We start from the raw sequence: 14,344 nt of genomic DNA on the forward strand, positions 1-14,344 counted from the left end.
ATCTGCGACTGCACCAGATCCACATCGGTGATCTCCTCGGTCACCGTGTGCTCCACCTGAATACGCGGATTCATCTCGATGAACACATGGTTCCCACGCTCATCGAGCAGGAACTCCACCGTGCCCGCGCAGCTGTACCCGATCTGCTTCGCGAACGCGACCGCGTCCGCACAGATCTTGTCCCGCAGTTCGGGATCCAGGTTCGGGGCCGGGGCGAGCTCGATCACCTTCTGATGGCGGCGCTGCAGCGAGCAATCGCGCTCGTAGAGGTGAATGACGTTGCCGTGCGTATCGGCCAGGATCTGCACCTCGATATGGCGAGGATTGATCACCGCCTGCTCCAGGAACACGGTGGGATCACCGAACGCCGACTCCGCCTCGCGCGCGGCCGCCTCGATCGACTCACGCAGCAGCGCGGGATCATTGACCCGGCGCATACCGCGCCCACCGCCGCCGGCCACGGCCTTGACGAAGACCGGGAAATCCATCGACTCCGAGGCCCGCACGAGCTCGTCCACATCGGCGGACGGCGGGCACGAGGCGAGCACCGGCAGCCCGGCGGCCTTGGCCGCGGCGATGGCCGTGGCCTTGTTACCGGTCCATTCCAGGATCTCCGCCGACGGCCCGATGAAGGTGATCCCCGCCGCCGCGCACGCGGCCGCCAGCGCGGGGTTCTCCGACAGGAAGCCGTATCCGGGATACACCGCGTCCGCTCCCGAACGCTGTGCCGCCGCGATGATCTCGTCCACCGACAGGTACGCGCGAACCGGGTGCCCGACCTCGCCGATCTCGTACGATTCGTCGGCCTTGAGCCGGTGCGGGGAATTGCGGTCCTCGTACGGGAAGACCGCGACGGTGTTCGCGCCGAGTTCGTACGCGGCCCGGAACGCGCGAATGGCGATCTCGCCGCGATTGGCCACCAGCACTTTGGAGAACATACGTGGATCTACCTCATGAGTCGGAGAATCTCGAATGCGTTATGTCGCAGGGAAAAACGGTGGACGGCCCGCGCGGGTGTGCGCGGGCCGTCCTGGTTCCGGACGTCGATATCAGGCGACGACGGAACGCTGTGGCACGCCGACGTATTCACTCAGCGGACGGATCAGCGCATTGGATTCACCCTGTTCGATGATGTGCGCGGTCCAGCCGGTGATACGACTCATCACGAAGATGGGCGTGAACACCTCGATGTCGAAGCCCAGCAGGTAATACGCCGGGCCCGTGGGGAAGTCGAGGTTCGGCTTGATGCCGGTGGCCTCGGTCATGGTCTTCTCGAGGATCTCGTACATCTCGACCCACTTCGCACCGTCGGTGACGGCGGCGACGTCCAGGAAGGCCTGCTTCATGGTCGGAACCCGCGAATCACCGTTCTTGTAGACCCGGTGGCCGAAGCCCATGACCTTTTCCTTCTTGGCCAGCTTGTTCCGCATCCACTCCTCGGCCAGGGCCGGATCGCCGATCTCGATCATGTCGTGCATGACCGCCTCGTTGGCGCCGCCGTGCAGCGGGCCCTTGAGCGCTCCGATGGCGGCGGTGACCGCGCTGTAGATGTCCGACAGGGTGGAGGTGACCACCCGGGCGGCGAAGGTGGAGGCGTTGAAGCTGTGCTCGGCGTAGAGGATCAGCGAGACCTCGAACGCCTTGACCAGCTCGGGCGCGGGCACCTTCCCGAAGCACATGTTCAGGAAGTTCTCCGCGAAGCCCAGGTGCGAGTGCGGCGCGATGGGCTCGAGTCCGTGCCGCTTGCGATGGTCGGCGGCCACGATGGTGGGCAGCACGGCCATCATGCGAAGAGCCTTGGCGCGGTTGGCCTTCGGCGAGTTGTCCCACTCGTCGGGGTCTTCCGCACCGAGCCAGCTGATGGCGGTGCGAACCACGTCCATCGGGTGGCAGTTGTCGGGCATCTTGGCGACGAGCGACAGCAGCGAGCGGTCCACCCGCCGGGATGCCCGTTCCTGCTGCAGGAACTGCGACAGCTGGGTGTCATTGGGCAGTTCGCCGTACCACAGCAGGTAGGCGACCTGTTCGAAACTGCAGTTGGCCGCCAGATCCTGCACCGCGTAGCCGCGGTAGGTCAGCGAGTTGGTTTCCGGCACCACCTTGGAGACCGAGGTGGTGTCGACGACGACGCCGGCGAGACCCTTGTAGATGGTCGGAATCGCGGTCTCCGTCATCACTGGTTCCTTCCCAGAGTGAAATTGAAGATATCCGTGTCGAATTCGTTGTAACGCTCGTACTGCAGGAGCTCGTATAGACGGCTGCGATGCTGCATCTTGTCCAGGAGCCCCGCTTGTGTTCCCTGCGCATAAATTTCACGCAGTCCCGCCTCGGCCGCGAACATGGCCAGGCGAAGTGTGGTGACCGGGTAGATGACCGCGTTGTAACCGATCGACTCGAGTACCTCGGCCGCGAGCAATTCGGACTTGCCGAACTCGGTCATGTTGGCCAGCAGGGGAATCGAGACCGCGGACCGGAACTTCTCGAATTCCGCCGGGGTGTGCAGCGCCTCGGTGAAGATGAGGTCCGCACCGGCGTCGGCGTACGCCTTGGCCCGGTCGATCGCCGCGTCGATGCCCTCGATCCCCGCGGCGTCGGTGCGCGCGCAGATCACGAAGTTCGGATCCCGGCGCGCGGCGACGGCCGCGCTCAACCGCCGGACCATGTCCTCGGTCGGGACCACGGCCTTGCCGTCGAGATGACCGCAGCGCTTGGGATTGACCTGATCCTCCAGGTGCAGTCCCGCGATTCCGGCGTCTTCCATGACGGTGACCGTGCGGGCCGCGCTCATGGGCTCACCGAAGCCGGTGTCGGCGTCGATGAGCACCGGCAGATCGGTGACGCGGGCGATCTGCTGTCCGCGCCCGGCGACCTCGGTGAGGGTGGTGAGGCCGATGTCGGGCAGTCCCAGGTCGGCCGAGAGTACGGCGCCCGAGACGTAGACGCCTTCGAAGCCGATCTCTTGAATCAGCTTGGCCACCAACGGATTGAAGGCACCGGGGAAGCGCTGGATGCGTCCCGAGGTCAGTCCGGCCTTGAAGGCCGCGCGCTTGTCGGCGGCGGAGGTGGTGGCGGCGAGGAGGCCGGTCATCAGAAGAGACCCTTCGGGGACTGGGGCGCGCGGGCGAGCACGTCTGCCGAGACGACGAAGTTCAGCTCGGAGAGCTCTGCGGCAGACAGCTCGCCCGCGCGCTGGACCACTTCGAGGAAGCGGTCCTGCTCTGCGGGCTCCACAACACCTTCGGCGAGGGTGCGGAACTTGGCGATGTACTGGTCGCGGGCGAAGGGCCGCGCGCCCAGCGGATGGGCGTCGGCGACGGCCAGCTCGTCGACGATGACCTCGCCGCTCTTGAGGGTCACCTCGGCGCGCGCGCCGAAGGCCTTCTCGTTCGGGTCGATCGAGTGGTAGCGGCGGGTCCACTCCGCGTCCTCGGCGGTGGAGATCTTGTTCCACAGCTCGACGGTGTCGGGCCGCTGCGCGCGCTCGGGGGCGTAGGAGCGCTCGTGGTGCCACTCGCCGTCCTGCAGCGCGACCGCGAAGATGTACATGATCGAGTGGTCGAGGGTCTCGCGAGAAGCCTTGGGGTCGAACTTCTGCGGGTCGTTGGAGCCGGTGCCGATCACGTAGTGGGTGTGGTGGCTGGTGTGCAGCACGATCGAGGCGATCTGGCTCAGGTCGCCGATCCGCTCACGCAGGCGGAACGCCAGGTCGATCGGGGCCTGCGACTGGTACTCGGCCGAGTGCTCCTTGGTGTAGGTGTCCAGGATGCCGCGCTTGGCCTCACCCGGGCCGGGCAGCGGCACCGTGTATTCCTTGTTCGGGCCGCCGAGCAGCCACGCGATGACGCCGTCCTCGCCCTCCCAGATGGGCGAGGGCGCGCCCTCGCCGCGCAGCGCGCGGTCCACGGCCTCCACGGCCATCTTCCCTGCGAAGGCGGGGGCGTACGCCTTCCAGCTGGAGATCTCGCCCTTGCGGGACTGGCGGGTGGCGGTGGTGGTGTGCAGCGCCTGGCCGACGGCCTGGTAGATGGTCTCGGTGTCCAGGCCGAGCAGGGTGCCGATGCCGGCGGCGGCCGAGGGGCCGAGGTGCGCGACATGGTCGATCTTGTGCTCGTGCAGGCAGATTCCCTTGACCAGGTCGACCTGGATCTCGTAACCCGTTGCCAGACCGCGGATCAGGTCGCGGCCGCTACGGCCGGTGTGCTGCGCGACGGCCAGGATCGAGGGGATGTTGTCGCCCGGGTGCGAGTACTCCGCGGCCAGGAAGGTGTCGTGGAAGTCGAGTTCGCGGACCGCGACGCCGTTGGCCCAGGCGGCCCACTCCGGGGAGAAGGTGCCCTCGATGCCGAAGACGGTCGCGCCGGGGGTGTAGGCGTGGCGTTGCGCCTGGGCGCGGGCGTTGGCGACCGGGCGGCGGGTGACCGAGGCGGCGGCCACGGCGGCATTGTCGATGATCCGGTTGACGATCATCTCCTCGGTCTCCGGAGCAACCTCCACGGCATCCGCGGCGACCTCGGCGATACGCCAGGCCAGGTGCTCCTCACGCGGGAAGACTTCCGCGGAGCGGTGGGTGCGGACGAGATGGTTCTTCACGGGCCGGGACCTCCTGGACACGGATTCGGATCGAGTTCATCGGTACCTTTCGCACGCTACACAGCGCCGTAGAGGCCGGAAATACCCCGCAAATGCCGATTTTTGCGGAAGCGAGGCTGTGAAACTGTGAAAGTTGTAAAAGTGGGAGTTGCTAGATTGGCCGTATGCAGAAGATGTATGCGGGCGGGCGGTTGCGCACGTTGCGAGAGCAGCGCGGCCTGTCGCAGTCCGCCATGGCCAAGACCTTGGGGCTATCGGTCAGCTACATCAATCAGCTCGAGCACGACCAGCGCCCACTGACCGTCCCGGTGCTGCTGCGGCTCAATTCCACCTTCGATCTGGACATGGGGTTCTTCGCGGCCGACACCGACGCCCGGCTGATCGCCGCGCTGCACGATGTGTTCGCCGACGACTCCGGGATGACGCTGGGCCTCGAGGGCGCGGACGGTCCGGGAATCACCACGGCGGAGATCGACGACCTGGTGGCCCGCGTTCCCGCGGCCGCGCACATGCTGGTCGGGCTGCATCGCCGGCTGCGCGGCGCGACCGAGCAGATCGAGCGCATGTCGGCCGGAATGGACGGCGGGACAACCGATCCCACGGTGTCGCGGCCCTACGAGGATGTCCGCGATTACTTCTACGACCGGCGCAATCACATACCCGAACTCGACGCGGCCGCCGAAGAGCTGTTCGCGCGCAACGGTTTGACGATCGGCGGGCTGGATCTGCAGCTGACGCGAATTCTGCGGGAACAGCACGGAGTCGCGGTCATGATCCGCACGGACGATCCGGACGCGCCCGGCCCCAAGCGCAGTTACGACCCGAACGATCGCCTGCTGGTACTGGCCCGCCGGCTCTCCCCCGGCCAGCGCGCCTTCCAATTGGCAACGCAGCTGGCGTTTCTCACCCAATCCGCGACGATGTCCGCCCTCATCGACGCGGCGGAGTCGGTCCCCGAACGCTCACAGGGCGTCCTGCGGATCGGTTTGGCGAACTACTTCGCCGGGGCCTTGATCCTGCCGTACCGGCAATTCCGCGATGCGGCGGAATCCCTGCGCTACGACATCGAGTTACTGTCCTCGAAATTCGAGGTCGGTTTCGAGACCGTCTGCCATCGCCTCTCAACTCTGCAGCGCCCGGGCGAGCGCGGCGTGCCGTTCTTCTTCGTCCGCACCGACAGGGCGGGCAATATCTCGAAACGCCAGTCCGCCACAGCTTTCCACTTCTCCCGGGTAGGCGGCAGCTGCCCCCTGTGGGTGGTACACGAGGCGTTCTCGACCCCCGGCCGGATCCGCACCCAGATCGCCCAGATGCCCGACGGCCGCAATTACCTGTGGCTGGCCCGCACGACCGATGAGAACACCCCCGGATATCTCTCCCCCAAAAGGGAGTTCGCGATCGGCCTGGGCTGCGACCTGGCCTACGCCCACAAACTGGTCTACTCCCACAGCCTGCCGATCGACGATCCCCGCTCGGCGGTCCCGATCGGCGCGGGCTGCAAGGTCTGCGAACGCGCCGACTGCGGCCAGCGGGCGTTCCCCCAGCTGGGCAGGCCCGTACAGGTAGACGACAACCACGCCTTCCCCACCCCGTACGCGCCGATGCCTCTATCCGAGGCGTAACTCGTTGCGGCACATCGGTACCGACGCCGTTCCCGCTGTTCAGTCTCGCGCCGATACCCAGACGCGAAACAGGGCGAGTGCCTCGGTCAGGTTGCGCGGACCACAGGCCAGGTGGAAGGTCCGCTCAGCAGTCCACGCATGAACCCAATCGTGCTCGCTCCGGTCGATCTGCTGTCGAGGATATTTCTGCTCTCCCAGGTCCGTTTGCGCGAGATTGATCTCGACGATCCCCTGTCGGTCGCTACCGATCGACGCTGCCTCGGATTCAGGCGGCTCGAGACGGCCGGGCGGGCGGGCGAACCCTATCCGTTGGCATCTGCGGCATGTCCCGGCGGGAGCGCTCAACGACATCAGTCGCCGTCGGGTTTGGCGATGTAGAACGGTGCGTACGAGCCGCCAGTCCACGTAGCATCGGGCCAGCCGAGGTGCACTTCAGTGATGATGACCGTGTTTTGCTCGGGGCCGCCGGACAGAAACGCCTCCAGATCGCCGACGATGTCGTCGAGGTCCTCTGCTAACGCCGGTGTTTCCCGCCTGGCCGCCACGTGGATCACTACCGCACCGGGACGCGGTTCGACGGCCATGCCGACGATTTCACTGCTGATGAGGCCCAGCGCTGCCTGGCTGACCTGGAGGAGCAGGTAGTTGGTGCGGAGCAGTGTGTCTATCTCGTTCGGCGTCAGATCTGGGTTGTAGTACTGCGAACCAGGATGCCCCACTTGGCCACGATATCTGGGCTGATCGACTGGCCCAACTCTCAGACACAGTCGTAATCGAGCATCCGCTATTACCGCATACCGCACTGACCGAGGCGGCAGCGCGGAACCGTGGAAGGCCGAACGTCCGTGACGGTTCGAGGTCCACGGGCGCACCACGACAGACCCGTTCTCGATGAACAGCTGCGGTGAAGCGCGACCGATCGCTCGCGACCGGCGACTGTGCGAGCCGGCGAGCGGCCCCGGGACGGCAGGGACCACGCGGCGACCACCGTCCGGAACCATGCCGGGTCAGCACCGGCATTAGCCCGCCTGACACGTCAGGTCGTTCTCCGGCATCGCACCCTCCACCAGGTACCCGGTGACAACCTCGGACGCACAGCGGTTCTCGCCGAGAACGTACGCCCCGTGACCGCTTCCGTCGACGGTCACCAAACGTGAACGCTCACCGAACTTTTCGTCGAGCAGCTCGCCGCCGCGGCGCGGGGTTACCGGGTCGTGCCGGTTCTGCACGATCAGTACGTCGGCCGGACCGGTGTTGTCGATCCGTACCGGCGGCTCGGACGGGCCGAGCTTCCAGTAGGCGCAGGGCATCACGTTCGCGGCTGCGGCGCCGTAGAGCGGGTAGCGTTCCCGGTCCTCGGCGACGGCACGGTGGTAGGTCTGGACATCCTCCGGCCATTCGGCATCGTTGCAGGTGACCGCCAGAAAGACCGTCCAGGCGTTATCGGTCGGCGCGGGTGCACCGGTACCGGGTGGGCGGCCGCCCTCGGGTCCCGGACGTCCGGTTTCCAGCAGTGTTTTCCAGCTCTCGGCCGTCGGCGCGTACAGCGTCGAGCGATAGAGCGTGAAGAAGGCGCCGAACCGAAAGAGGCTGCCGTCCAACCCATCCACCGGGTTCGCGTCGAGCCGCTCGGCCAGGGTGAGATACGTTCCCCGCACTTCCTCGGGGGTGCGGCCCAGGCCGTAGGTGTCGTGGCGCGCGGCGGCCCACGCGGCGAAGTCGGGGAACGTCTCCTCCATGCCGAGGCCGTACAGGCGCATCCCGTCGTGGTCGAGATAGGTGTTGCCGATGTTGCTGTCGAGGACGATGCGGTCGGCCCGTTCCGGGAACATCGAGGCGTAGGCGGCGCCCAGCGCGGTCCCGTAGGAATAGCCGAGGAAGCTGGCTTTCTCCTCACCCAGCGCCGCCCTGATCCGGTCCAGATCGCGGGCCATGTTCGCCGTCGATATGTACCGCAACCGGCCCTCGCGGTCATTGGCCGCGCACTGCTCGGCGACACCCTGCGCGACCGCGGCCCGCTCGGTGACCGCCGCGTCGTTCGCCGCGTACGGCGGGATGTTGCCGAAATACGTTTGGTCGTCGGTGAATCCGCAGCTCACCGCCGCCGAATGCCCTACCCCGCGGGTATCCATGCCGATCACGTCGTAGCTGTCCAGCACGTCGGCGGGCAGTCCCTGCGCGGCGAGGAACGCGGGCTGATCCAGTCCTGAGCCGCCCGGGCCACCGGGGTTGAGCAGCAGCACCCCGCGCCGCTTGCCGGGATTCCCGCTCGCCAGCCGGGAGATCATGATCTCGATCCGCTCGCCGTCGGGTTCGCTATAGTTCAGGGGTACCGGCACCGTGGCGCACTGCAATCGGGCGGGCCCGGACGCGGGATCCTCGACGCCCTCCGGACACGCGCCCCACCGCACCTGCGCCGCCGGGTCTTCGGTCGGCCGGGCGATCACGACGAGGGTCCCCACCAGCGCTGCGGCGAGCCCGAGTACGGCCAGCAGGCTCAGATTTCGAAACTGTTGTCGACTCATACGGCAAGTCTTTCGCGCCCGCTCGGCTCGCACATCGCTCCGGCGAGGGGCCCGGTGTTCGACGAAAGTCGAGGCGGCTGTCCGACCGGAGTCGCATGGCGTATCGGCCGCTGGGCTGCTGCTTCCGGCAGGTGGGTGTCGCGATAATGGCCCGATGGACACCGTCGGCGCGCCTCGGCTCGGGGCATGGCAGCAGACCTGGCGGCTGGCGGCGGCCGCGATAATCGGCACGGTCTTCTGGTTCTCGGTCGCCACGGCGCTGCCGGTGGGTTGTGCGGCCGATACGTGCTCCTGGTTCATCACCGGTGATCCGCTCATCGCCCTCGGCTGCCTGACGTTGCTGCTGTGGCGGCGGCGGTTTCCGTTCACCGTCGCGCTGGTGGTCGCGATCGCCTCGGCGGCATCGGCATTGGCCACCGGTGCGGCGCTGCTGGCCCTGTGCTCGCTCGCCACTCGCCGCCGCCCGACTGAGCTAGGAGTGGTCGTACTTGCGTATGTGGCCGCGGCGCAGTTCAGCGAACATCTCTACCCCCTCGACACGCCTCCGGTCCCGATCTGGCTCTCACTCGCGCTGCCGGCGGCGAGCGCGGGGATCGCGGTGGCGACCGGGGTGGCCATCGACGCCCGGCGCTCGGAACTGCGCTCGCTGCGAGACCGTGCCGACAGCGCGGAGCGCGAACAGGCCGCCCGCACGGCCCAGGCACAGGCCACCGAACGCAACCGCATCGCCCGGGAAATGCACGATGTGCTCGCGCACCGAATCTCGCTGGTAGCCATGCAGGCCGGGGTACTGGAACACCGCGACGACCTCGCGGACACGGACAAGCGCACGCTGGTCCGCGGGATCGCCGACGGCTCTCGCCAAGCGCTGGAAGAACTTCGGGACGTCCTCGGCGTGCTTCGCGCCGACACCGACCGCCCCGAACCCCCGCAACCCACACTGGACCGGATCCCGGATCTGGTGGCCGATGCGCGCTCGTCGGGTTTGGATGTCACGCTCGCCAGCTCGGTGACGGCTGCTCCGCCCGAAACCCTTGGGCGGACCGGGTATCGGGTGGTTCAGGAAGGGCTGACCAACGCCGCGAAACACGCCCCGGCCGCAACGGTCCAGATCACCGTGGCCGGCGCCCCCGGACGGGAATTGCACGTCAGTGTCCGCAACTCGGCGGCCGCCGCATCGGTCCCCCGGCCACCGGCTTCAGGTTTCGGTCTGTTGGGCCTAGCCGAACGGATCTCCGTAGCCGGTGGAAGACTCGACCACCACCGCACTTCCGACGACGGGTACGTGCTCACCGCGCACCTTCCCTGGCCGGAGCACGACCGCGAGAAAAGAGCATGAGTGCACAGTGAACAGGAACCGGTGCGCGTGGTCATCGTCGACGACGACCAGTTGGTCCGGGATGGCGCTGCGCCTGGTGATCGACGGCGAACCGGATCTGACCGTTGTCGCCGAGGCCGCCGACTGCGACGCCGCGGTCGAGGCGGTCAACGAACACCGTCCCGATGTAGTGCTGATGGATGTTCGGATGCCCGGCCGCGACGGCGTCGACACCACCCGGCACCTGCGCACCGCCCCGGCCGCACCGGCGATCCTGATGCTGACCACCTTCGACTCCGACGAGCTGGTACTCGGCGCCCTACGCGCAGGCGCCCTCGGCTTCGTCCTCAAGGACACCCCGCCCGCCCGAATAGCCGACGCGGTACGCAGCGTCGCGGCCGGCGACCCGGTGCTGTCCCCCACGGTCACCGCACGTGTGATCGCCGCGGCCACCGGCCCAGGTTCCGCCGAGGCCCGCGCCGGCTCCCGCGCCGCCGCACGAAAACGCCTGTCCGCCCTGTCCGAACGCGAGCTGGAGACCGCACGAGCCATCGCGGACGGGCTGGGCAACCCGGAGGTCTCGGCCCGGATGCGGGTCACCGTCGCCACGGTCAAGGCGCACACCGGCAGCCTGTTCACCAAGCTGGGGGTGACCAATCGGGTGCAGATTGCGCTGTTGGTCCGCGACGCGGAACAGTGAACCGGGCCTGAATGCCTTGTTGGGCAGCCTCTTCCACTCCGCAGGTGGCGCTGCGCTGACGGACAGCGACGGCGCCGAGAAGCAAAGATCAACCGGGCCGCGCCGGTTCAGCAGGAGCAAACGCACTGACATGCCGAGTTGAGGGCGCGGGATCAGAACGAGGCAGCTAAAGTAACACTTGTTATTTAGTTGGTGGTTGTGCAGTATTGGTGACGTGAGTGACCCACAGCACAGCGCCGATAGCGTGATCGATCTCGACCCCCGGGTGCGCCGTACCCGGGCGGCGCTGCTGGTGGCAGCGGTGCGGGTGGTGACCGAGCACGCCACCGCCGATTTCTCGGTCACCGAACTGGCTGAAGCCGCCGAGGTGAGCCGCCGAGTGCTCTACCAGCATTTCGGTGATCGAGATGGCCTGCTGGTCGCGGCCGCGGTGGAATTGATGACTAGCGAGCTGGCTCCCGCCTTTTCGGAGCTGGCCCGCGCCACACTCGGCCCGGCACCAGAACAGGCCACCGCGATGGTCACCGAGTTCGCCGCCCACTTCGCCGCGCATCGGCGCTTCTACCGGGCCCTGCTCACCGGCTCGTGTGCCTACGCGGTGCACCGACGAGTGGGCGAGTTGTTCGCACCCTTCAGCCAGGCCGCCGCCCGCCAGCTGTTCGGCGATCTCGACGAACCCCGTATCGCCGAAGTCGCCGGTTATTTCACCGCCGGCACGACGATGTCGTTCACCGAGTGGATCATCGACGGGCCCGAGCCACTGGACCCCCAACAGTTCGCCGACCGGCTCAGCCGCGTCCAATCGGTCCTCGCCGCCGGCCGACCACACACGAACCAGCAGCCCGTCCAGGACCGCTGAGCCTCGCGGGCGACCGCCCGCCATCCAAGACCCCGGCACCGCTCCGCGAGCGTGGCCGGAGCCCGCGCGCCCGAAAGCGCCCGGGAAACCAGCTGTGCCATCGCCAATGACACAGCATGACAACGCTTTTCAGGAGCACTCCATGATCCCCGACGCGATCACTCGTTGTATCACGACAGCCGCGCTTGCCATCGGTCTCACCGCCGGCGCCACCGCCACCGCCGAGTCCGCACCCACCGCCGGAACCGAATACGTCTCGCTCGGCGACTCGTTCATCTCGGTCGGCTCTTACCTGACCACCTCGATGAATTCCGAATGTGCCCAAGCCACCGATGACGTCGGCCACCTGGTCGCCGCGCAAATGCCCGGAGTCGGATTCACCGACCTGGCCTGCGGAGGCACCCCTGCTGACCTGGTCGAGAAGAGCGCCGCCGCGCTCTCCCCGGCCACCCGCTACATCTCGATCTCCACCGGCGGCAACAACGACGACTTCTACATGGGGCTGCTGCAGAACTGCTTCACCACCGCCGTCAACTGCACTCCGCAGTTCCGACAGGATGCCGAAGCCAAACTCGACCGACTCGGGGCCAGCCTCGACAACGCCTACGGCGCTGTGCGCGCCAAAGCACCCAACGCGAAAGTAGTCGTGGTCGGCTACCTCAGACTCCTGCCCGAGCGGTCCGCCGGATGCATCATCGACCTGACCATGGGCCAAGACGTCGTCGACTTCGGCAACCGAATCCAGCAGCGCCTCAACGACGAAGTCTCCCGAGCCGCCGAACGAGCCGGATTCATCATGGTCAACAAATGGCAGGACGGCCACAACTCCGTCTGCGCCCCGGACGGGCACCGCTACGTCTCGATCACCGGAATCGCCCCCGGTGACGAAGCCCTCGCCTACCACCCCACCATCGCCGGGCGCCGGTACATCGCCGGACTTGTGGCAGACGCCTTCCTCCACCGCTGACCGAACATCCGCTTCTGCCGCTGATCGCGCTGGCCGAACCGGCCGGATGATCTTCCGCCGGTGAGTTCGATCGTTCGGGCTATTCGGAGGGGGCGAACCCGCTGTTGCTGACAGCCGAGGTAAAGGCTGCCCACTGCGCGGAGCTGAAGACGAGCGCGCCGGCCGCCGGGTTCTTCGAGTCGCGGACGCCGACCGCGTCGGGGGCGAGGAACGCTACTTCCACGCACTGGCCACCCGATTCGCTGTAGGTGCTCTTGAACCACTGCGCCTCGGATAGATCAGTGTTCACGTTCGTGCTCCTTCGCTGCGTGTCGCAACAGATCTCGTGACTCGTTCTCGCCCAGCGCGGTACGCCGAGTATCTGACGCCAGGCCATCGTAACGCCGAACCTCATCCACCTTCTCGAGGTAAACGTCGCTGGTCGGGCCGCCTTCGAGGTAGACGATCGACGGCTCGATCGAGCGGCCGTGCGGATCGGTGCCGAACTCGAGAATGACGAACTGGCCGTGCAGAATCCCCCAGGTCATCCCTGCCGCGAAAGGATGGACTCGGACCGAGACATTCGGACGTTTGCCGAACTCGGCCAAGTGACGGAGCTGGGCAGCCATGACGGCACGGTTGCCAACCACTCGATGCAACGCCGATTCATGAAGCAGCACTTCGAGTTCGAGAGGTGCGGACTTGCGAGTCACGATGTTCTGGCGCTTCATTCGGAGCTCTACGCGGCGATCCACCTCCTCAGGCAACCCATCTCGGTAGAAGGTGCCGATCAGGGCGCGCGCGTAGTCCTTGGTCTGCAACAGACCGGGGATCTGCTCGTGGTAGATGATCGCTCGGTGCGCCGAGGCTTCCAGCCCGATGTACATGTTGAACTCGTCGCTGAACAAGCCCCCGAAGGCGTGAAACCAGCTCTTGGCACGAGCCTGTTCGACCAGCTCGACCGCCTGCTTCGCATCCGCGTCATCGACGCCGTAGACCTCGCACAGAGCGCGGACGTCTTGCTTCTGAATGCGTTGATTCCGTCCGGATTCCAGTCTTTGTAGTGCCGATTTGGAGAGGTCGGCAAGCTTGCCCGCGCCCTCGATCGTCAGCCCATTTCGCTCTCGGTGCTCGCGAAGGAATCGGCCCAGTTGACGCCGGGGCAGGGTGGACGCTGAATCGCCATGATCATCTGTGGTGGCCATCGGTGAATCCTCGGTTCGGAAACTCGAATCAAGCCGGTTCAGTAGATGGGTCAGTTGTACAGCGAACTCGGGTCGTGTCGTGGGGAAACGGGCCAGTCTAAATCGGTATCCCATTTTGTCCGACCCGCAGCGACGGCACCTGCTGTGCTTGTCCCCACACACCCATCCACCCCCTCACCACCCGAAACACGGGAGGTCCCACCATGTTCGATCTTTCCGACTCCACCCCCATCCGTGACTTCGGCGCACTGCGCGACATCGAGATCCGCGCGCTCACCGAGGTCATCGAGTGCACCGAGAAACTGCTGCGGCGGATCGAGAGAGACGGCAACGTCATCGCCGCCTCGCGAGCGGGTATGTACGCCTTGGTGATTCAGGCCGTGCTGGCCAGTGCGCGGGCGGCGGGGTATCACGGGCAGGGCAACCTGGTGTACGCGCCACTGCTGGACGCGATCCTCGATGGGGCCGACGCCGATCCCTGGGACACCGCCATTTTCGCCGTGCTCGTGCACGATGTCGTCGTCGAGTTCGAGCGGTGAGGCTGTGCTCGCACTATGGATGCTCAGCCTTGTCACCGTT

15 protein-coding genes are annotated in these 14,344 nt (G+C 66.7%); 6 read left to right on the plus strand and 9 right to left on the minus strand.

Annotated elements, in window-relative coordinates; translation table 11 throughout:
* The 4 genes from ACWIGI_RS27220 to prpD all read right to left on the minus strand — a co-directional run.
* A partial coding sequence (locus ACWIGI_RS27220) for an ATP-binding protein (protein WP_454205318.1) occupies positions 1-938 on the minus strand: 938 nt, incomplete at its 3' end.
* Between the two features lie 111 nt (positions 939-1,049).
* Complete coding sequence (locus tag ACWIGI_RS27225) at positions 1,050-2,174, minus strand: bifunctional 2-methylcitrate synthase/citrate synthase (RefSeq protein WP_454205319.1); 1,125 nt, start codon at positions 2,172-2,174, stop codon at positions 1,050-1,052.
* Positions 2,174-3,088, minus strand: a complete 915-nt coding sequence (gene prpB / locus ACWIGI_RS27230; RefSeq protein ID WP_454205320.1) for a methylisocitrate lyase — start codon at positions 3,086-3,088, stop codon at positions 2,174-2,176. The genes ACWIGI_RS27225 and prpB overlap by 1 nt, the downstream gene beginning before the upstream one ends.
* The gene (gene prpD / locus ACWIGI_RS27235; protein ID WP_454205321.1) at positions 3,088-4,590 is read right to left on the minus strand and encodes a 2-methylcitrate dehydratase PrpD; all 1,503 of its coding nucleotides are present in this window, start codon (positions 4,588-4,590) and stop codon (positions 3,088-3,090) included. Before prpD ends, prpB begins: the two co-directional genes overlap by 1 nt.
* Positions 4,591-4,754: 164 nt before the next feature.
* On the opposite strand from prpD, the gene ACWIGI_RS27240 reads away from it, so the two are divergent.
* Positions 4,755-6,212, plus strand: coding sequence for a short-chain fatty acyl-CoA regulator family protein (locus tag ACWIGI_RS27240; protein ID WP_454205322.1), 1,458 nt, complete (start codon positions 4,755-4,757; stop codon positions 6,210-6,212).
* A gap of 39 nt (positions 6,213-6,251) precedes the next feature.
* On the opposite strand, the gene ACWIGI_RS27245 is transcribed toward ACWIGI_RS27240, so the two are convergent.
* From ACWIGI_RS27245 to ACWIGI_RS27255, 3 genes are all read right to left on the minus strand, one after another.
* Complete coding sequence (locus tag ACWIGI_RS27245) at positions 6,252-6,563, minus strand: Imm53 family immunity protein (RefSeq protein WP_454205323.1); 312 nt, start codon at positions 6,561-6,563, stop codon at positions 6,252-6,254.
* Entirely contained in the window at positions 6,563-6,931 is a 369-nt protein-coding gene (locus ACWIGI_RS27250; protein WP_454205324.1) for a hypothetical protein, read from the minus strand. The genes ACWIGI_RS27245 and ACWIGI_RS27250 overlap by 1 nt, the downstream gene beginning before the upstream one ends.
* A gap of 300 nt (positions 6,932-7,231) precedes the next feature.
* Positions 7,232-8,737 (minus strand): alpha/beta hydrolase, encoded by a 1,506-nt coding sequence (locus tag ACWIGI_RS27255; RefSeq protein ID WP_454205325.1) that lies wholly within the window; start codon positions 8,735-8,737, stop codon positions 7,232-7,234.
* A gap of 154 nt (positions 8,738-8,891) precedes the next feature.
* Here ACWIGI_RS27255 and ACWIGI_RS27260 point away from each other — a divergent pair, with 154 nt between their 5' ends.
* The 4 genes from ACWIGI_RS27260 to ACWIGI_RS27275 all read left to right on the plus strand — a co-directional run bounded on the left by ACWIGI_RS27260 (position 8,892) and on the right by ACWIGI_RS27275 (position 12,581).
* Positions 8,892-10,076: a sensor histidine kinase gene (locus ACWIGI_RS27260; protein WP_454205326.1), complete on the plus strand. Its 1,185-nt coding sequence runs from the start codon at positions 8,892-8,894 to the stop codon at positions 10,074-10,076.
* Between the two features lie 7 nt (positions 10,077-10,083).
* Positions 10,084-10,755, plus strand: coding sequence for a response regulator (locus ACWIGI_RS27265; protein WP_454205327.1), 672 nt, complete (start codon positions 10,084-10,086; stop codon positions 10,753-10,755).
* Positions 10,756-10,969: 214 nt separating this feature from the next.
* Positions 10,970-11,614 (plus strand): TetR/AcrR family transcriptional regulator, encoded by a 645-nt coding sequence (locus ACWIGI_RS27270; RefSeq protein ID WP_454205328.1) that lies wholly within the window; start codon positions 10,970-10,972, stop codon positions 11,612-11,614.
* A gap of 142 nt (positions 11,615-11,756) precedes the next feature.
* Entirely contained in the window at positions 11,757-12,581 is an 825-nt protein-coding gene (locus tag ACWIGI_RS27275; RefSeq protein WP_454205329.1) for an SGNH/GDSL hydrolase family protein, read from the plus strand.
* Between the two features lie 79 nt (positions 12,582-12,660).
* Here the strand turns inward: ACWIGI_RS27275 and ACWIGI_RS27280 are convergent, their stop codons facing one another.
* Both ACWIGI_RS27280 and ACWIGI_RS27285 read right to left on the minus strand, forming a co-directional pair.
* Positions 12,661-12,870, minus strand: a complete 210-nt coding sequence (locus ACWIGI_RS27280) for a DUF397 domain-containing protein (protein WP_454205330.1) — start codon at positions 12,868-12,870, stop codon at positions 12,661-12,663.
* Positions 12,860-13,765, minus strand: a complete 906-nt coding sequence (locus ACWIGI_RS27285) for a helix-turn-helix domain-containing protein (RefSeq protein ID WP_454205331.1) — start codon at positions 13,763-13,765, stop codon at positions 12,860-12,862. Before ACWIGI_RS27285 ends, ACWIGI_RS27280 begins: the two co-directional genes overlap by 11 nt.
* A gap of 203 nt (positions 13,766-13,968) precedes the next feature.
* Here ACWIGI_RS27285 and ACWIGI_RS27290 point away from each other — a divergent pair, with 203 nt between their 5' ends.
* A complete protein-coding gene (locus tag ACWIGI_RS27290; RefSeq protein ID WP_454205332.1) occupies positions 13,969-14,304 on the plus strand; it encodes a hypothetical protein in 336 nt (111 codons plus the stop codon).
* The last annotated feature ends 40 nt before the right edge of the window (positions 14,305-14,344 follow it).

The organism is Nocardia sp. NPDC055321 (assembly GCF_053645575.1).